This is a genomic window from Citrobacter sp. Cb023 (assembly GCF_030336805.1).
Taxonomy (GTDB): Bacteria; Pseudomonadota; Gammaproteobacteria; order Enterobacterales; family Enterobacteriaceae; genus Citrobacter; species Citrobacter braakii.
Genome location: NZ_JAOWCV010000041.1, coordinates 1 through 18967 on the forward strand (window position 1 = coordinate 1; position 18967 = coordinate 18967).

Here is an 18967-nt window from a genome sequence, read left to right on the forward strand (position 1 = left end):
GGGAGCGGATTTGAACGTTGCGCAGCAACGGCCCGGAGGGTGGCGGGCAGGACGCCCGCCATAAACTGCCAGGCATCAAACAAGTGAAGAAGCCCATCCTGCCGGACGGGCTTTTTTGCGTCTGCAGGGAATGAGAACTGCCGGATGCAGCGTACCGTTTTATCCAGCCCATCATGTTGTAACCGGTGTGCAGGCCTGAGAAGCGCAGCGCACCAGGCTCTCCCGGCAGCACATTGCCTGTTATCCGTGCGCGGGGTTGAGTAACAGGTACTGTCGCTCAGGATCGCGGACCTCTGTACATCCCATCACGTTAAACCCCATCTTCTTATAGAACCCAGATCTCAGCTTGCTAACAGGCACGACTAATCTTACGTATGGATTTTGTGGGGGTAGAGCAGTAAAGATATTGAGAGATGATCGGTTGGAAAGTATCAGAAACTATAAAAGCAAAAACCCGCCTCTAGGGCGGGTTCTTTAAATAGTGGTGCCCGGACTCGGAATGAAACTGGTTATATAACCAATTGTTTTGTATCGACTGTTTTATCCTTGTTCTTTTTGAGGCCACCAATGAGGCCCCCATGTGCAATTCGAATTCTTTTGACGCTATAATCCCTCTTTCTTGTGGTTTGTTGTAATCATTTTGTCTGGTTCGATATGCTGAATCGCGGAATCGAAGTGACAACAAAATACAGAGATTTATAAAATACCTGGCTACCTGTGTTAGGGAGCGTTAACGCACAGATTTTGTTTATGGCTGCCAGAAATGATCTGATGGTTTGTCGTCTGGCTCTGCAAGTACCCTGTTGATATCCCGGGAACCATGAACGATACGTTCGATACGAACTTCAGTATCCAGTACCCTGAACAGCAGAAGGTAACGACCATACGAACAACCTCTGATCCCAGCCCCTAACTCGGGTCTTTCTCTGTAGAGTACTGGCGATTCGGCTATCAACAGACATTGTTGGTAAAGCTCTTCGGTAAAACTGATTGCACGGACAGGATTATCCTGAGCGATCCAGTCACCTATAGCTTCAAGATCGTGTTCTGCTAATGGTGAAACAGTCAGTTTCATATTGGCTGTTCACCTTCTGCCATCTTTTTGTATTTGTGCGTCAGTCGCCCGAATACCTCTTCAGCACTTTTACTTTCACCGCTGTTGATGCCTGCGGCCACGGCGCTCTGGAGTGATTCAAGCTTTATCTGCTGTTCCCGTTCTTCCAGAGCACGAAGTCCGGCACGAATGACTTCACTTGTATTGTTGTACCGACCACTTTCTATTTGTTCGCGGATAAACGTTTCAAAGTAAGGACTGAGGGATACACTGGTAGGCATGGTTATTTTCTCGCCGATTGATTACTATCAATTAATAATAGTTAATATTCGCGAATTGTAAAATACCTCTTTTATGCCTTGCGGCTTTTGTTCACTGTGCTTGCCAGGGCTTCCGGGTAGTGTCTGGCAATAATATCATTAAGCCTGTCAACCAGCTCTGGTTTCCTGAACGTGATGTGCGCGGAGCCCTTCTTAAAGTATCTGATGCTGAACATCTCATCTTCATAGTCCTCTTTACCCTGAACAGACTGGATGTGATCATCCAGATGAATGGTGATGTTTTCCCGGTTGTCGGGGATCGGTTTGCCGCTGAACAGGTGCAGCATTCTTTCCAGATCGGCAAGTCGATCGGCCTGTTGTCCGGTGATAAGATGAAACCCCCACCGGTCCCACCTCACCAGATTGTTGACGATAATTTTACTGCCAAATTTGCAGGGTGAATTGGTTTTGTAATTCCAGCTCAGTCCTCTGAAAACGTTGAGCACCCCTCGCTCAAACACTTCATCTTTGTTCTGGTGCAGTTGTTCAAACGTGCTCAGGATATTTGCTTCGCTGATTTCCGGAAAATTATCGTACTCCAGTGACCGGTACCATGTATCACGGGCTTGTGCATCCATTAATGACAGCATCCCTGAACGTTGCATCAGATCACGCCAGATTTCGCGGTCAAGGTTGCGGGTGATGGCTTTCATTGCGGTTTCCGGTTTTTCCATCAGCCAGCAACCGCAGCGAAAATCCTGTTTCATGGCCCAGTCCAGTGCAGTTTTACCTCCGATGCTTTCCGTCAGCACCGAGATTTCTGCCAGTTGCCGGATAAGTGTGTCGATTTGCAGCAGCGCACTCTTTCGTACAGCCAGAATGTGGCGGATGCTGGTTGAGCCGATAACGTCCGTATGCCCGTTGACCACTTCCGGACGGGGGGCTGTGATTTCAGACATAATCGATATTCCTTTTTGCAGATAAATGAAAACGCCAGCCCTGTTCAGGCTGGCGTCAGTGGAATGAAGTCTGGTGAGTAAGACTCACCGGTTCTGTTGCAGAAGCTGCAACTGGCGCAGGATACGGATATCCTCCCTGGCCTGTTCGATACAGGGCAACAGTGCTGCCGAATCCGTTCTATCCTCATCGTTGTCAAAGATAATTCCCGATTCGCAGTCGATATTGTCCTGTAGCCACGCAATCAGAATATCCAGTGCGGTTTCCGTGGTTAATGATTTCATGTTGTTCCTGGTTACCAGTCGAAAGTGGGCAGGTCCGGCAGACATTCAGCGCTGGCATCCAGATGAATGAGACTGACGCCATAACGTCGGGTAAGTGTGACAACCAGACGACGGAACGTTTTTGACAGGCCCAGGCGCTTAAGCCGCAGAACCGGGTATGACCACGCATCGGTACGTAACAGATATCCGCTACCTGTGAAATGAATCCATTCTGATTCGCCGGTGCCATTCGTCTGATGTGACAGCGAGTACAGCCAGGCGTTGTCCTTTGCCGTGATATGCGCGGTACTGCAGCGTATGCCGGTAAGGGCCGCCGCAGATGATGGCGTGCGCTCTGCTGATGTCCGGTCAGATTCATCAACAACACGAAGGGAGTAACCGTTATCGCAGACCACGTTAATCAGTTCAGCGAGAGTAACACCATCGACGTCAACGACAATGCGCCCCATGTTCAGTGCCTGCACGTTAATGCTGTCGGCTTCCAGCGTCAGGGCCAGTTTCATTGTTTCGCCCCCGGATGTTTACCCAGGGTAATGTTATTTACCGTTCTGTAATTGTCGCGGGCCATCAGGCCGGTTGCCCGGCGGGCCCGGAGGATATCAATACTGTTTCCTAGATTCTACGTCAGTACTTCAAAAAGCATAATCAAAGCCTTGATAAATATGCATTCCTTCGAAATTCAGCTTTCACCCATTGGGTGAAAGAAAAGTGCTCAAAAATATGTTAAATTATCAGCTTTTATGACTCGATATATGGTAAAATAATAGTAAGAAAAGTAGTAAAAAGGGGTTCTAATTATGATTAATAAAATTGATTTCAAAGCTAAGAATCTAACATCAAATGCAGGTCTTTTTCTGCTCCTTGAGAATGCAAAAAGCAATGGGATTTTTGATTTTATTGAAAATGACCTCGTATTTGATAATGACTCAACAAATAAAATCAAGATGAATCATATAAAGACCATGCTCTGCGGTCACTTCATTGGCATTGATAAGTTAGAACGTCTAAAGCTACTTCAAAATGATCCCCTCGTCAACGAGTTTGATATTTCCGTAAAAGAACCTGAAACAGTGTCACGGTTTCTAGGAAACTTCAACTTCAAGACAACCCAAATGTTTAGAGACATTAATTTTAAAGTCTTTAAAAAACTGCTCACTAAAAGTAAATTGACATCCATTACGATTGATATTGATAGTAGTGTAATTAACGTAGAAGGTCATCAAGAAGGTGCGTCAAAAGGATATAATCCTAAGAAACTGGGAAACCGATGCTACAATATCCAATTTGCATTTTGCGACGAATTAAAAGCATATGTTACCGGATTTGTAAGAAGTGGCAATACTTACACTGCAAACGGTGCTGCGGAAATGATCAAAGAAATTGTTGCTAACATCAAATCAGACGATTTAGAAATTTTATTTCGAATGGATAGTGGCTACTTTGATGAAAAAATTATCGAAACGATAGAATCTCTTGGATGCAAATATTTAATTAAAGCCAAAAGTTATTCTACACTCACCTCACAAGCAACGAATTCATCAATTGTATTCGTTAAAGGAGAAGAAGGTAGAGAAACTACAGAACTGTATACAAAATTAGTTAAATGGGAAAAAGACAGAAGATTTGTCGTATCTCGCGTACTGAAACCAGAAAAAGAAAGAGCACAATTATCACTTTTAGAAGGTTCCGAATACGACTACTTTTTCTTTGTAACAAATACTACCTTGCTTTCTGAAAAAGTAGTTATATACTATGAAAAGCGTGGTAATGCTGAAAACTATATCAAAGAAGCCAAATACGACATGGCGGTGGGTCATCTCTTGCTAAAGTCATTTTGGGCGAATGAAGCCGTGTTTCAAATGATGATGCTTTCATATAACCTATTTTTGTTGTTCAAGTTTGATTCCTTGGACTCTTCAGAATACAGACAGCAAATAAAGACCTTTCGTTTGAAGTATGTATTTCTTGCAGCAAAAATAATCAAAACCGCAAGATATGTAATCATGAAGTTGTCGGAAAACTATCCGTACAAGGGAGTGTATGAAAAATGTCTGGTATAATAAGAATATCATCAATAAAATTGAGTGTTGCTCTGTGGATAACTTGCAGAGTTTATTAAGTATCATTGCAGCAAAGATGAAATCAATGATTTATCAAAAATGATTGAAAGGTGGTTGTAAATAATGTTACAATGTGTGAGAAGCAGTCTAAATTCTTCGTGAAATAGTGATTTTTGAAGCTAATAAAAAACACACGTGGAATTTAGGTATTCATGTTGTTGTTATTTCGTCTCTTTCAGAATAAGGAATCCCATGGTTAAAAAATCACTGCGCCAGTTCACGCTGATGGCGACGGCAACCGTCACGCTGTTGTTAGGAAGTGTGCCGCTGTATGCGCAAACGGCGGACGTACAGCAAAAACTTGCCGAATTAGAGCGGCAGTCGGGAGGCAGACTGGGTGTGGCATTGATTAACACAGCAGATAATTCGCAAATACTTTATCGTGCTGATGAGCGCTTTGCGATGTGCAGCACCAGTAAAGTGATGGCCGTGGCCGCGGTGCTGAAGAAAAGTGAAAGCGAACCGAATCTGTTAAATCAGCGAGTTGAGATCAAAAAATCTGACCTTGTTAACTATAATCCGATTGCGGAAAAGCACGTCAATGGGACGATGTCACTGGCTGAGCTTAGCGCGGCCGCGCTACAGTACAGCGATAACGTGGCGATGAATAAGCTGATTGCTCACGTTGGCGGCCCGGCTAGCGTCACCGCGTTCGCCCGACAGCTGGGAGACGAAACGTTCCGTCTCGACCGTACCGAGCCGACGTTAAACACCGCCATTCCGGGCGATCCGCGTGATACCACTTCACCTCGGGCAATGGCGCAAACTCTGCGGAATCTGACGCTGGGTAAAGCATTGGGCGACAGCCAACGGGCGCAGCTGGTGACATGGATGAAAGGCAATACCACCGGTGCAGCGAGCATTCAGGCTGGACTGCCTGCTTCCTGGGTTGTGGGGGATAAAACCGGCAGCGGTGGCTATGGCACCACCAACGATATCGCGGTGATCTGGCCAAAAGATCGTGCGCCGCTGATTCTGGTCACTTACTTCACCCAGCCTCAACCTAAGGCAGAAAGCCGTCGCGATGTATTAGCGTCGGCGGCTAAAATCGTCACCGACGGTTTGTAATAGCGGAAACGGAATGGGGAAACTCATTCCGTTTTTGTTTATCGCCTTAGACGGCAAAAGTGCTGTCGCCCACCTGCGCTTGCGCATACCAGGCCATAAGCTCCGTGGTTCCTGGTTCTCCTTCCGCTGGAGCCCAGTGCGCATAGTCATCGGCAGCCACGGGTTGATAGCCACCGTGTTTTACTTCAAAAATTATGCCACCGGTATCCAGCGACAGCACGGCATGCCAGGTTCCTGCGGCCATCTCCAGCACCGTACAGGTTTCCCCTGTTTATTAACTGAGAACGGGTACAGGCGCTGAATCCTGGCTGGTCGGTACGTACCAGTGCGTATTTTTCAACGAGAAAGTTCACCGCATCGCACAGTGAAATGCCTGCCTCAATATGCTGCTCAATCACACGTTCATCAGCGAACGGTGTGTCATTCAGTGTGAGGCCGTAATGCTGGTCCAACAGTCGGGTGAGCAGTGTCTGCCAGATGGTGACGGGAGACGGGCAGCGCGATGCCTCCCGTACGTGTGTGTCAGGTAATGTTTTCATCTTAAGTTCTCTGTAACTGGTAGTGCTAAAGGTGAGATATTCGGGGTTATGAGGTGGTTGCGGGTGCCAGTGTCGGATAAACAGCCATATAAACGTAACCACAACTGCTGAGGGTATCGGCTTTGCAGGTCAGCCCTTTTGCATACAGCGTGACGGTATGCTGATGGCGGGGATTCAGTTCACCGCTGGTGAGCATGAGTTCCAGTTGTTTCATCAGCAGCGGAAAGGCCTGGTCCAGATGGTACGCATCCGCGTCGCTGAACCGGCCTCTGATACCGGCGCGGTCTGCAAGGTAATGCAACCGGTTACCCTCCTGCACCAGACGTGCCCCAAAACAGGGCGTCACGGTGCAGGGTAGCCCCCACCAGGGGCGGTCGTTGTTATCGTCGGGATGCGTTGTCCCGGGGAGAGTGTCTGACACGATAAAATCCTCACAGAAAATTGGTTAAGAATGGTCCGGTGGTGGCGATAATTCTGCTCTTCTGAATGCCCTTCCAGACTCAGTTCAGGGTGACGCTCATCAGCCGGACATACGGGCCAAAACTGTCCTTACGGCGTTCAGCAAACACGGCCAGCACACCGGGAATATCCTGCACTTCACGACCGGTATACGCTTCAGCACTGCCGTGCCAGCGGTATTTGCCGGTACAGAACGGAAAAAGACGGGATGCCGGATGCTGACGGTGAATACGCATGGCTTCGCCACGGGTGATGATTTTCATAGTGGGATACCTCTGAAGACAGAAGATAAAAGTGAAAACAGGTGTGATATGGTTGTGGCGGTGACGGGTTAAAGCAGACCGTGTTCCGCAAAGGAGAAAACCTGGTTGCCACCAACTATCAGATGGTCCGGTACCCGGATATCCACCAGGGCCAGTGCCTGTACCAGGCGTTCCGTGATAAGGCGATCTGCCTTACTGGGGGTGACTTCACCGGACGGGTGGTTGTGTGCCAGTATCACGGCAGCGGCATTGTGGTACAGGGCACGTTTAATTACCTCCCGGGGATGGACTTCCGTGCGGTTGATGGTGCCTGTGAAGAGGGTTTCACCGGCAATCAGCTGATTCTGGTTGTTCAGATACAGTACCCGGAACTCTTCCCGCTCCAGTCCCGCCATGTTCAGAATCAGCCATTCCCGTGCCGCATGCGTGGAGGTGAAGGCCACACCGGGTTCATGAAGATGGCGGTCCAGGGTTTTCAGGGCCCGCAGAATGAGGCTGCGCTCGCCGGGCGTCATCTCTCCGGGCAGAAAGGAAAGCTGTTGCATTGTGCTTCTCTCCATTCAGTCGATGATGCGCATAATGGCGTTGCATTCCGGATGCTGCAGGGCGTAATCCCGCAACCGATAATAATGGACCGTCATGGCATAATTCTCTGTACGACAGGCGTGATGACTGTACGCCATCAGACAGGCGGCAATGCCGGCGGCTTCCGGGCTCATTTCAGCGCGGTTGCCGTTCATGGCATTGAACAGTACCCATGTTTCGTCATCATCGTCATCCGGTTCGGGTACCATAAATGCCCCACCGTTGTTCAGGGTGTACAGATTCCAGATACCACCGCAGTAGTCTTCGCAAAGACGGTCCATCCAGCCGAAGACACGGGGCTCCAGGGTCACCCACTGTGGAATGAGGCCAAAATGTTGCGGCCAGAAACTGATGCGCTGTTCATCAGGGACGGGAGTGGCAACCAGTTGAGACTGGTTATTCCCTGGTGCAGTGGTTACGGAAACAGAAGGCGTGGTGGAGCTATGCGAAAAGGTTGTCATGAGATGATTCCTTATAAAAAGTAAATGAATGGAAGAATGCCCGGGGACTGGTACAGACGTGAGTCAGGGTTGCACTTTCAGGGAAACAGCATCAGCGCATGCTCTCCAGCAGCGTTTCTGCCATCACCCACAATGCGCGATTGAGCTTAATGTCCGTGTCGATGCTGTGAATGGCACGGGTGTGGATACGTTTTCCTTTAGCGCTGCGACCAGAAATCCCGCCTTTCAGCATATTTTCCTGGATGGTCTGATAAGCACTCCACAGGTCCTTACCGTAATCCTCCCGGCGTCGTGGCGTCAGAATGTCGGCGGTGGTGACGGGCTGATGTTCGTCACCATAACGGTAAGTCAGTGCCGCCTGTGCCAGCGCCTGGCGTGCCGGTGGCGGCAGGACCAGCGACTGCATGGCATCACGCTTTTCCTCAATCCGGTCAAAAACGCCCACCACTTCGTAAGCCCCTTCAATGACTCTGTCCACCACATTTCCCCGGTGCGGAACACGCACTTCCCCCAGAGACTGACCACAGACGCAGCCGTTCTGGCAGACGAACCTGAAGTAACCCGGCAGCATCTGGTAGCTGGAGGTACCGTCATGGGAGTTCAGCAGGATGATTTCAGGGACATGTTGTCCGTTTATCTCCCCGTCACGGCGCAGACGCAGCATGTGTTTGGTATACCCCCGGCGGCCCGGGTCACGTACGCGGGTCTGGCAGGCAAAGAAGGGCTGAAAGCCTTCCCGCTGCAGGCTTTCCAGCACGGTGATGGTGGGGATCCAGGTATAGTTCTCGCTTCTGGATGTGTGCTTATCTTCCCCGAATACGCTGGGGACGACCTGCATCAGTTCTTCGCGAGTTAAGGGGCGGTCACGGCGTATCTGGTTCGCATAACCAAAACGACTTGCTAATCGCATGATTTGCTCCTTATGAATGAGTTAGCGATATAAATGAAAAAGCCGCGCCTCCCGGAGAAGACGCGGCCTGATGGATGAAATGAATGACGTTTATTGTCTGAGAAGCCCTTCACTGGCGAGCCACACATTAAGCTGTTTTCCGGCATCGGATTCAAAATTCCAGTACCGCCAGCGCAACTGACCTTCAGCATTACGGATAACCAGCCGGAAATGCGTTCCCTGGTCATCTTCAATAAGCACATTGCGGTAAGCTGTTGTGACGGCAACCGCCTGTTCGCGTGAGAAAGGGCCTTCGGGCAATTAAACAGGGTGACAGTCCGACATACCGGCTATTTTCCGATAAATTCAACGCTGGCACCGGTGGCATTACCGTCAGCACCAACCGTGACGGTCACTTTGTCGTACGCACGGTCTTCAGGATTGAACACTTCAAACTCAACCTTATTGCCTTTTACTTCGTAAGAGCCAAAATCAGCGGTTTCTGTTGTTTCCTCGTCATATTCCCGGGCGTATGCCAGCCGGGCAGCCTGCAGGACGGAATCTTTATTAATGGCGGGTGTCTGTTTCGGGGAAAAACCGGCAAGTGATGTGACAAATTTCGGACAGACCTTCAGCATATCACCGCGGGTGAATTCCATTCGTACACCAAATGCCTGTAAAACGGACACATCACGCTCTGCTATGGAGTGAACGGCTTTTTTGACCATTTCCGGCGCCTGTCCGACTTCCACCTCAACAGCCCTGAATCCTGTCTGCTGATTACACATTTGTGATGTGGGGATCAGGTTACCGTTAATACTGATACGGCTGCCCAGGAGCGTCTGTACGCCATTCGGGCATCCCTGCATCAGGCCGGTAATACCAATCGTGCCATTTTTCAGCATTACCAGCGCCTGACCATCTTCCGTCATGGTCTGACACCAGCCGTTTTTGACAGCCCAGTTACCGGCGGAGGTGGAGAAGGATGCCACAGTGAACAGCAGGGGAAAAAGCATTCTGGTATTCATGACTGACCTCTGAAATTAAAGAGCGTGTTATTGATAATGACAGACGGTATACGGCAGTGGTTACCGTAATCCGTTGTCGTGTAAAGGTATACGGTTGCCACGGGGGACTCCGGGGCGCTCAGAACAGGTGATCCCACAGTGTGACCAGTAGGTGGATAATGCGGGCCCGGGCTTTACGCAGAAGCTGTAACATCCAGGCCGGAAAACTGAACCGGGCAACGGCGTCGTCAAAACTTTTCCCGATGGCGTCACCAAAAGTCTGTTGTGCGTGTTTCCGGGCCTGTTCAGAGCGGTTTTCCCCCCGGATATGTGAATAAACCGCGCTGGTTGCCTGTGGTGGCAGTGCGTGGATCATCAGTGACACCAGTGCCGGAAGATTCCAGCCGACAGGCGCTGCAACGGAGAGTACCGGAAATGATGACGGGAACAGGGTGGCCACCCGGGCTGTTACTGTCGCCAGTGAGAGTTCCTGCTGACGGGACGGGCATTTTTCTGCGTCGTTCCATTCTTCAGCAGGAAACACGCGATCGGCATGGCTGAGAACAAACAGAAAACGCGAGGGATCTGCACCTTCATTCAGTAAAAACTGATGCATGGCAATATCAGCAGCATACGCACGTTCATCAGCCCGCAGGATCCAGATAATCAGATCCAGTTCCGGCAGTAACTGACGGTAAAGCTCCCGGTATTCCTGATCATGCTGCGGTGTTTCACCAATGCCGGGCAGATCGACCAGCGTCATTCTGCGTTCACCAATCTGCAGGGTGAGGCGATGAGCCTGGCGGGTGCAGCCGTTCAGGGGATGCGTGGCGCAGATACGGGACTGAAAAATGGCATTACACAGACTGCTTTTGCCGGTGCCGGATTTACCCATAATGCCAATCACGGGCTCGTAATGAATAACACCGTGGAGATGTTCAAGGATTTTCTGGCGAATTTCTTCAGGAAGAAACGTCAGATATGATTTCACTTGTGCGGAGAGGGAAGAATGGCTGAATGACATACCGGTATCCTGTTGATTTCACTGAACCGGATCACACTAATCCGGTTTATCATTCAGGTAATATGGGCGTGAAAAAATCTGGAGTGACAAAGTGTGGAGGGAAGAGATGACTGCACAACAGATTGATGCATTACGCGACATTGTTAATAAGGCCAGAGTTACCGCCATTTGTAAAAGTCCGGCCTGGAAATATACTCTGCGAATACTGAAGCGCAGCAGACTCGTGTACAGAGGAGAACGGTCAGAATCGTTTGATCCGGAGAAACATTTTAATCGTTATACGGTGCGTTATCTGTACCTGCTTAACATAATGGCACTTGAGCTAAAGTCAGATACACGGATTAAGGTTGAGGTAGGTCAATGGTATCGCATGACGGGTAAACGTTTATCACTTAATGTCCCGCCTTTTATGCTGATTCCGCGTAATATCCGGAGAAAAGTGGATGGATTCAGACAATCAGAAGGCGAAGCAACAAAACAAACGGCTCAACCGTTCACGGGCAGTTTGTATGAGGTTTTGAGCAGGGATAACGATTCGGCTGAGCTGGACGCCTGGTTTGCTGAACCACCGCTGACACGACAGGAAGTGCGGGAGGGGAGGCGTGTCACAGATTTTAATCCATGGGCGCAGTCTTCGTTTATTTGCCGTTCAGCATCCCCGACGTTTGAACTTTTTTACCAGGAATATAAGCGACTGGGATTAAGTGTTTTTTTTGATCCGGAAAATAGAAAACCTTTTGAAAGTATAAAAAAACATTTCGGGGATAAACCACAGTTACTGGAGAGACTGGGGGATGTGTTGTTTTTCACGTCGCTTTATAACCAGGGATGTTTAGGGGAGTTTGTCAATGCGCTTGTGGAAAAGGAGGACATTTATCTGAAAGCGTCCCCCGGGGAAGAAAAGCTGAAAGCACACCAGAAAATGATTAACTACATTGAAGAGTTCTGCAACAAAATGACGGAAAAGTATCTGATATCCGCAGCCAGGAGACACTACCAAAAGAAGAAAATCGGCAGGAGCAGAAGTGGTGAAAGTTAATACAGTCTGTGGTTCTGAATCACCAGCCTGTGGTTCTGAATCAGATGTTCCAGGACAGCCTGTTGTGTTGTTTTCAGTTCTCTGGTCAGTCTGTCCAGAGTACGTTTTGCATCTGATGATATTTTAACGTTGATTTGTACCCGCTTATCTTTTTTTCCGTCGGTAAACTGTTTTCGGAATGCATTGTGCATCTTGTCGAAAAATTTTTCTTTTGCGGCAACCCCATAGTGAAGTACTTTTGGCTGCTGTAAGTATGGTGTATCTGCGGGGAATAAAATTTTTAGTAAAACTACGATAGCAATGTATCTTTCGTTATCACTTACAGGATAAAACCAGGAAAGATACGTGTGCGGGATGCGTGCATTGATATATTTCCATGCCCATTCGAGTTGTTCTGTATTCTTTTTAAGCCATTTGGCTTCGTTTCTCTTTTCGATCTGCAGCCAGTTTTGATGCATTGTTGAGATGAAGCAATCTGATTGATTGTCAAGGATTAATGCATTAATCCATTTGCTTATAACATCCAGTCTCATTTCATGATCTGAAGGAATTGTTGTTATGGGTATACTCCCCGCAGGAATCAGCCCCATCATGGCTGTATTGAACCCTAATTCATTACGAACCCCAAGGAGTTTGGGATCTGTGTTAATTATAACTAACCAGAACCAGAATGCTGCAATTTCATTTTTTTTAACCCATTCAGGTATGTGATTATCTGTCAGTTGTTTATCATTCAACAAATACTCAATTGTTTCATTTTCCCAGCTATATCCATTCACGTTATAACCATCTTCATATTGTTTCATCTGATTACGCCTCAATCGCATTCTCTTCTGGTGATTTTCACTATCACATGGAAATCGAATATGCAAGGAAGTTAACAAAAAAACATTGCATCCGGACTTGTGTTCAAAAAGCAATCACTTCAAGGCTTGATCACTCTGTGAGATGCTGAAGAACTATTCTCTAACTATTCACGATCTATTCTTGATCTATTCATAATAAATTAAAACATGCTATCAACTACTGCTCATATCCTCCTTGGGTGTGTCGTTGTACTGTTCGACTGTTCTTGTGGTCAGATTAACAATCTGAAGAGTAAAAGCGACAGTAATCTGTCTGTTATAGTGGCGATAAAAACACTGAATGCGCATCCTGTATGTGAAATCCTGTCATGTGGAGCAGTAAGCAATGACAGGCATGCATGTTATATGTGAAGGGGGCCGGGAGACGACATAATCAGTATGGCTGTCATTCTGGTTGTAAAACGCGATCACTTTCCGGGGGTAAAAGATGATATGGAAGCTGACAAACGGTTTGCTTCGGATTGTCTTTTCTGGGGCCTGAAATACGGGGACAGAAAAATAATTCCAGAGTAAATCTGCTCCGTTTTCAGAACAAAAATCCCCATGCTGGCCGTGAAAAACTGAAACGAACATTCAGTCTGCATGAGTGTCTGAAGATGTTGAGAATGTCGGTATGATACTATATACACATGTTTTTATTAAGTGTTATATACATATCTTTTTAAATAGATAATTCTACACATATTTTACTAAGTGTTTTTACTAAGCATTTCAGTAAGTGTTATACACGTATTTTCTACTAAGTGTTTTACCAGACATACACATGTTTTCATAAACAATTCTACAAGTGTTTTCATTAAGTATTGTTATACACATTGCTTTGTCTGATACACATCCAGTTTAGTAAACCTGTCAGTCCTGTTTTTACGTTAACTAAAATCAGCTTAATGCTACTACAAAACAATCTTTCCTGTTTAAGCAATCAATATGATATTCTATTTTTCTGATGTTACATTTAACCTTTTATGAGTTTTCGTGTTTTTAGTCGTTAACCTGAGACAAGTGTTTTTATGTAAAACGCAAATCCGGCTGAGATAACCTGGCGTGATTTACTGTGTGCTTACGATGATTTTGTTAAATGGTTTTATGGATGATTTTGTAGCGATAAGATTGATGAGATGATTAACTGGCCCTGGTGTTTTTTCTCAGTGCAAGGTGATTATCTTCATCATAAGGCTCTTTTCAGAAAAAGCGTGATGATTGGTTCTGGTGTTTTGATTCAGATGAGATTTACGTTATCGATGGTTAATCGTTTTTATGGTGTGTTGAAAAGTAACGTTTTCAGGATAAGAAAATCGATTCTGATGTTGGTGGTTTTTGTTCTCGGGGCAGGGTTATCTGTAAACAGGTTTTAAACGCGCTATTCGGCTCTGTGATTGAGTTTTGTGGTTAAGCTGTAGGTTTTGGTATTGTTGTTGATTCACAGCAGCAGAAAGCGTTCTGATTGCGTTTTTGGTGTTTTGTTTGCACGTTCTGTTGATCCGTTTCCCTTCGGGCTTTGTAGTTTTTAAAAACCATTTATGCCGTTGTTGTGTGTTTTACCCTGCGTGTAGGTTTATCTTTTCTTCGTGGGGGATTCATTCTGTTTTAATCAGGAGCCATTGGCGTTGCTCAATGGCGGGATGCCGTAAAGTTTTACCGCAGTGATTAATGATGTGAAGTCAATCCAAATCAACGGAGATCTCTCATCATGAATCAACCAATACACAATGCTTACTGGTTATCCCGTTTTGACAGCCTTCTCGACAGTGCCCTAGTGCAGCACCGTGCCGTCTCGTTAATTCGGGTGGATTTACGTTTTCCTGAGTATATGCCTGCCACTATTATGGATACCGATTTAGATTCAGCAGTGATTTCTCGTTTTTTCGAATCCCTGAAAGCAAAAATTCAGGCTTACCAGCGGAAAAAACGACGTGCCAACAAGCGTGTGCGTGCAACCACTCTGCGTTATTTCTGGTGTCGGGAGTTTGGCAAGGAAAAAGGCAGGAAACATTATCACGTGATATTACTGCTCAACAAAGATACCTGGTGCTCGCCAGGGGATTTCACCGTTCCTTCTTCGCTGGCGACGCTGATCAAGCTGGCATGGTGCAGTGCTCTGCATCTCGAGCCCTGGCAGGGTAATGGACTGGTTCATTTTTCCAGGCGGACGCCTTTCCGTAAACCGACATCATCTGATGCTCGCCCTTCTTCCGATGATACGCCTTTGTCGGGTGGATGTTCTGAAACCAGGAAGGCTTCAGACAAAAAGCCGGGTGAAGCCGCTGTTCTCTGGGTCAAGCGTGGTGATGTGGAAGCGATGCAGAAAGCCATGGAGAGAGCCTGTTATCTCGTGAAGTATGAGACGAAGCAGCATGACGGTTCTGGGCAACGTAATTATGGTTGCAGTCGTGGGCCGGGGCGTCTACTGGATGGCAGGTGAGCCCTGTAAAACGGCATCCGGTGCCTGAGCATACGTCACGTAATTAACTGTCTTGACCAACAAAATTATGGAGTAACCTGATGGCAGGATTCATTACATTTCTTTGTTCTTTCTGAGTATCGCATTCAGGATGGTCAGCAGTTTGCGCATACAGGCTACCAGCACCGCCGTAGTCATTACGCCGATGCCTTTAATGTTGCTCAGGTGCTCAGCTGGTTCTTTAAAATGGTTCCGGATGTGGGTGTTCATCTTCCAGCGCTTTGATGATATTAATGTTTTTTTTTGCTTTGCGGGTGAGCCGGGTACAACCTGTTTTGCTCAGTAACTGGCATTGCGATCAACTGGTGTCTGCAAACGACTATGGCATTAAGAACCTGACGTTCTGCATCCGGCAAAGTCCGGATAAAGCGGTCTCGTTCCGGATGGTAATTAATAACTGCAGCCATCTGGGCAAAAAAACCGCGCATCATGCGGGTCAGTCTTCGCCAGATATCCCATCGCACGGGCAAAGTCACGAGCTTGCCTGGGGTTAACTACGGCGATCTCAAAACCTTCGGGCTGAAACGCACAGGTTATGGCGGCCTTCCATCAACACAAAGGCCATATCGTGCTGCCTCAGTTCAGCGATGATGAAATCAACGCCGTCAGCACCACTGGCAACAGAAAACCGTTCAATAGTGTTGCTGGCGGCAATATCCAGCGTTGTTTTGGACACATCGGTATCAACACAAAGTGGATTTGGCAGACTCATTATTGCCCATTCTTGCTAATGCGTTATGGAGTACGGACAACTGTTCGGGTTTCAGATGAGTGGCTCAGCGTATGCGCCATTTGCTTACATATGGGCTTAAACCCTAAGGGGCCCCAGGCTGCATACGCTTTGCCAAATCTGTTCGCTGCTCATGATAACGAAGAACCAGGATACAAGGTGGAAGATCCTCAACGCTCAGGGGCGCAATGTTCCCTGTGTTTCATGCCCCCATCGTTTGTTGCTGTGGTGCCAGACTTCTGAGGCACCTCCATGTCGTTTTGCTTTTGTCAGCATCATAAATGCGTCGGGACTGGTGAATGGATACAAGCCATTTTATTATCGACGTCAGCGAACATACTCACAATGTCGGTATATTTCTGAACTGAACAGTAAGTTTTGCGTTGATTACAGTATGCGAAGGAGGTCCATTACAATGAATCCCGATTATGTGCAATCCTTGCAGACATCCCACCACTTCCCAGCTGATTTAACCTACAGATTATTTCCTAGTGAGCTTGCGTATCTCATTGACGACTTATATGAAAGTACCCAACTTCCGTTGGAGCTCATTTTTAATACTGTACTGGCAACGCTCTCACTCTCCTGTCAGTCATTGGTTGACGTTGTTCATCCTCACACCAACATGCCGGAACCCTGCTCACTTTATCTGTTGGCAATCGCAGAGCCAGGCGCGGGAAAAACAACGATAAACAGACTGGTGATGAACCCCTGTTACGAATTTGCCGATCGACTCATTCAACAATACGAAGAGAGAAACAAAGATTATAAGACTGAACTACAGATCTGGAATACCCGGCAGAAAGCGCTTGCTGCCAATTTAAGAAAGGTTGTTAACCGGGGGTATCCGGGGGAACAGGAAGAAGAGGCGCTGCGTAATCACGAAAGAAATAAACCGACACGTCCGGTTCGACCGAATTTTATCTATGAAGATGTTTCGCTTAAAGCGCTTGTGGAAGGGCTCAATGAACATCCTGAGGCAGGGGTTATTTCTGATGAGGCGGTCACTTTTTTCAGAAGCTATCTGAAAAATTATCCGGGCCTGTTGAATAAAGCATGGAGTGGGCAACCGTTTGATTTTGGACGGGCTGACGAGAAATACCATATCGCGCCACGTCTGACATTTTCGTTAATGTCTCAGCCGGATGTCTTTACGAATTATATAAATAAAAATGACGTACTGGCGTGGGGAAGCGGATTTCTTTCCCGGTTTCTGTTCAGTCAGGTTGTAAGTTCTTCCTGGATACGTGATTATACGAGAGGTGAGTTCAGAACAATATCAACCCTGGAGAACTTTCATAAAAAGATTAACGGATTCCTGTTAAACCACAACATTAATTTCCCCGGCATGAGCACCGAAAGGAAGACATTAAAACTTGCGAAGAAAGCGTTGGGGGAGTGGCAGGAAAACCAGATTAAGATTGAAAGAAAAGCGCTTGCAGGCGGGGAGTGGGAACACATCAGAGATATTGTTCTGAAAGCAGGTTCTAATATACTGAGGATAGCTGGAATATTCACCTGCTATTGCTATAAAGATGCTGAGGAAATTGAATCAATTGCGCTTTTTAAAGCTATGCATCTCATGGACTGGTATCTGGAGGAGGCGAGCACAATATTTTATCCCATGTCTGCACGATGCCAGTTTGAACAGGATGCCTGTGAACTGTATGCATGGATTATGACCCGAATAAGGCAGAATAATTGGCGTGCTATCAGGAAAACAGACATTGAAAGATATGGTCCCAATCGACTGAGAAGAGCAGAAAAACTTACACCTGTACTCAATCAGTTAATCTGTCAGGGGTATTTATGTATCATCAGAATGCGATCGCATCAGGCACTTTATGTTTCTGTTTATTGTAACAATGGTTACCTCCTTCCTTTAGGCGCAATGTATTACGAACAGTTTGATATTGTTCTACCCGAGAATATTCATAAAGCGAAAGCATATCACGTTAATATTCCACCGGAATTAATTCCGTCATTTGCGTCACCTTTTTCAGAGTATAGCTTATTTTGAAATAACCTTACACAGATAAAACAAAATCAACCAACCTTCATTCGGAGGTTGGTGATAAGGCGTTTTGCATATCCTGCACCTATGCAAATGTTCACCAATTATGGGGGGGGAATGAGAATTTCTCTGAAAAAACCGCTACGGTAGCAACAGTAGCAGCACATGCACCACATCTGTGATTTAATTTTGTTTTCATAATGACCTGCTGTCAGAGCTGGTTGAATACAGGAGTGTGCGCACTGGTGGAAGCATGGCTTTCGTTTTTTATTGATCGAAAGTGAATCGAAAGATTATTTTTAACATAGATTAAAGCTAATCATTAACCATATTGTGTGAGTTTTCATATATAACTTCGTTTGATTTTCGTCGTGATGAGTGTAGGTGTATATGATAATGTCGGTCTCTGCCTGAATAACGAATGGTTATCACTGTTACTGAAAAGAGATGCTGTTCAAGTTTGCATTTCAATAGGAGAGTGAAGAAAAATGATTTGATATTTTTTCTGTAAGATAATGGTTTGTCATGTTCGTATTCAGAACGGATGATTTCTTATTTTTACTCATCAAACATGGATAATTTTAATTTAGGTTTATTACTATAATTAGTATCTACCCCTTTATTTATCATCCATCTCTGCCCTTCATTTTCCCTCTCTGTCTTTACACATTCCATTACTCTTATTCTCATCCAGTTATATTCACTCCCTTCCTTGTCTAATCTTCATTGTCACCATTATCATGGTATCCACCTTCTCCATTCCTCAATCATAACTACTGTAACTCATATGATACTCAGATAAGTTATTCTCTACTACGCTATTGCTGATATCCATCTGTTCCTGTTTTCAGTAAAATAATAATTTATTTTAATTTTATCCATCATGA

At 46.4% G+C, this 18967-nt stretch carries 20 protein-coding genes and 3 pseudogenes; 5 read left to right on the top strand and 18 right to left on the bottom strand.

Annotated elements, in window-relative coordinates; genetic code table 11:
* Positions 1-748: 748 nt before the first annotated feature.
* The 6 genes and pseudogenes from OGW44_RS24625 to OGW44_RS24650 form a co-directional block, all read right to left on the bottom strand.
* On the bottom strand, positions 749-1075 hold the full coding sequence (locus OGW44_RS24625; RefSeq protein WP_000779483.1) for a type II toxin-antitoxin system RelE/ParE family toxin: 327 nt from the start codon (positions 1073-1075) through the stop codon (positions 749-751).
* Complete coding sequence (locus OGW44_RS24630; protein ID WP_025492088.1) at positions 1072-1335, bottom strand: type II toxin-antitoxin system ParD family antitoxin; 264 nt, start codon at positions 1333-1335, stop codon at positions 1072-1074. Before OGW44_RS24630 ends, OGW44_RS24625 begins: the two co-directional genes overlap by 4 nt.
* A 71-nt stretch (positions 1336-1406) precedes the next feature.
* A complete protein-coding gene (locus OGW44_RS24635; protein WP_032153714.1) occupies positions 1407-2273 on the bottom strand; it encodes a DUF4942 domain-containing protein in 867 nt (288 codons plus the stop codon).
* Positions 2274-2357: 84 nt separating this feature from the next.
* A complete protein-coding gene (locus tag OGW44_RS24640) occupies positions 2358-2555 on the bottom strand; it encodes a DUF957 domain-containing protein (protein WP_000839265.1) in 198 nt (65 codons plus the stop codon).
* A gap of 11 nt (positions 2556-2566) precedes the next feature.
* The gene (locus OGW44_RS24645) at positions 2567-3058 is read right to left on the bottom strand and encodes a DUF5983 family protein (RefSeq protein ID WP_023155722.1); all 492 of its coding nucleotides are present in this window, start codon (positions 3056-3058) and stop codon (positions 2567-2569) included.
* Positions 3055-3165 (bottom strand): annotated as a pseudogene (locus tag OGW44_RS24650) (TA system toxin CbtA family protein); the annotation flags it as partial. The gene OGW44_RS24645 and the pseudogene OGW44_RS24650, both read right to left, overlap by 4 nt.
* A gap of 187 nt (positions 3166-3352) precedes the next feature.
* On the opposite strand from OGW44_RS24650, the gene OGW44_RS24655 reads away from it, so the two are divergent.
* Positions 3353-4615, top strand: a complete 1263-nt coding sequence (locus OGW44_RS24655; RefSeq protein ID WP_000608644.1) for an IS1380-like element ISEcp1 family transposase — start codon at positions 3353-3355, stop codon at positions 4613-4615.
* Between the two features lie 252 nt (positions 4616-4867).
* Positions 4868-5743 carry an extended-spectrum class A beta-lactamase CTX-M-55 gene (locus OGW44_RS24660; protein ID WP_015387340.1) on the top strand — a complete coding sequence of 292 codons (876 nt, stop codon included), beginning with the start codon at positions 4868-4870 and terminating at the stop codon, positions 5741-5743.
* A gap of 46 nt (positions 5744-5789) precedes the next feature.
* On the opposite strand, the pseudogene OGW44_RS24665 reads toward OGW44_RS24660, so the two are convergent.
* From OGW44_RS24665 to OGW44_RS24710, 10 genes and pseudogenes are all read right to left on the bottom strand, one after another.
* Positions 5790-6011: pseudogene (locus OGW44_RS24665) on the bottom strand (cupin domain-containing protein); the annotation flags it as partial.
* On the bottom strand, positions 5929-6282 hold the full coding sequence (locus OGW44_RS24670) for a TA system toxin CbtA family protein (RefSeq protein ID WP_225875206.1): 354 nt from the start codon (positions 6280-6282) through the stop codon (positions 5929-5931). The pseudogene OGW44_RS24665 and the gene OGW44_RS24670, both read right to left, overlap by 83 nt.
* Positions 6283-6328: 46 nt before the next feature.
* Positions 6329-6703 carry a type IV toxin-antitoxin system cytoskeleton bundling-enhancing antitoxin CbeA gene (cbeA, locus tag OGW44_RS24675; protein ID WP_032153712.1) on the bottom strand — a complete coding sequence of 125 codons (375 nt, stop codon included), beginning with the start codon at positions 6701-6703 and terminating at the stop codon, positions 6329-6331.
* Positions 6704-6782: 79 nt separating this feature from the next.
* Complete coding sequence (locus OGW44_RS24680) at positions 6783-7004, bottom strand: DUF987 domain-containing protein (RefSeq protein WP_000692345.1); 222 nt, start codon at positions 7002-7004, stop codon at positions 6783-6785.
* Positions 7005-7072: 68 nt separating this feature from the next.
* Positions 7073-7549, bottom strand: a complete 477-nt coding sequence (gene radC / locus OGW44_RS24685) for a RadC family protein (protein WP_001186715.1) — start codon at positions 7547-7549, stop codon at positions 7073-7075.
* Positions 7550-7564: 15 nt separating this feature from the next.
* The gene (locus tag OGW44_RS24690; RefSeq protein ID WP_032153711.1) at positions 7565-8050 is read right to left on the bottom strand and encodes an antirestriction protein; all 486 of its coding nucleotides are present in this window, start codon (positions 8048-8050) and stop codon (positions 7565-7567) included.
* 91 nt (positions 8051-8141) lie between these two features.
* Positions 8142-8960: a DUF932 domain-containing protein gene (locus OGW44_RS24695; RefSeq protein WP_001234693.1), complete on the bottom strand. Its 819-nt coding sequence runs from the start codon at positions 8958-8960 to the stop codon at positions 8142-8144.
* A gap of 90 nt (positions 8961-9050) precedes the next feature.
* Positions 9051-9260 carry a DUF905 family protein gene (locus OGW44_RS24700; RefSeq protein WP_023155727.1) on the bottom strand — a complete coding sequence of 70 codons (210 nt, stop codon included), beginning with the start codon at positions 9258-9260 and terminating at the stop codon, positions 9051-9053.
* Positions 9261-9289: 29 nt separating this feature from the next.
* On the bottom strand, positions 9290-9967 hold the full coding sequence (locus OGW44_RS24705; RefSeq protein WP_023155728.1) for a hypothetical protein: 678 nt from the start codon (positions 9965-9967) through the stop codon (positions 9290-9292).
* Positions 9968-10085: 118 nt separating this feature from the next.
* Positions 10086-10970 (bottom strand): GTPase family protein, encoded by an 885-nt coding sequence (locus OGW44_RS24710; RefSeq protein ID WP_024166630.1) that lies wholly within the window; start codon positions 10968-10970, stop codon positions 10086-10088.
* A gap of 106 nt (positions 10971-11076) precedes the next feature.
* On the opposite strand from OGW44_RS24710, the gene OGW44_RS24715 reads away from it, so the two are divergent.
* On the top strand, positions 11077-12009 hold the full coding sequence (locus OGW44_RS24715; RefSeq protein WP_023155730.1) for a hypothetical protein: 933 nt from the start codon (positions 11077-11079) through the stop codon (positions 12007-12009).
* On the opposite strand, the gene OGW44_RS24720 is transcribed toward OGW44_RS24715, so the two are convergent.
* Positions 12006-12815 carry a hypothetical protein gene (locus OGW44_RS24720; RefSeq protein WP_032153709.1) on the bottom strand — a complete coding sequence of 270 codons (810 nt, stop codon included), beginning with the start codon at positions 12813-12815 and terminating at the stop codon, positions 12006-12008. The genes OGW44_RS24715 and OGW44_RS24720 overlap by 4 nt on opposite strands.
* 1750 nt (positions 12816-14565) lie before the next feature.
* Here OGW44_RS24720 and OGW44_RS24725 point away from each other — a divergent pair.
* Positions 14566-15297, top strand: a complete 732-nt coding sequence (locus OGW44_RS24725) for an inovirus Gp2 family protein (protein ID WP_032153707.1) — start codon at positions 14566-14568, stop codon at positions 15295-15297.
* A gap of 153 nt (positions 15298-15450) precedes the next feature.
* Here the strand turns inward: OGW44_RS24725 and OGW44_RS25860 are convergent.
* A pseudogene (locus tag OGW44_RS25860) lies at positions 15451-16048 on the bottom strand (IS110 family transposase); the annotation flags it as partial.
* A 433-nt stretch (positions 16049-16481) separates the two neighbouring features.
* Between OGW44_RS25860 and OGW44_RS24745 the strand changes: the two are divergent.
* The gene (locus tag OGW44_RS24745; protein WP_001067608.1) at positions 16482-18086 is read left to right on the top strand and encodes a YfjI family protein; all 1605 of its coding nucleotides are present in this window, start codon (positions 16482-16484) and stop codon (positions 18084-18086) included.
* The last annotated feature ends 881 nt before the right edge of the window (positions 18087-18967 follow it).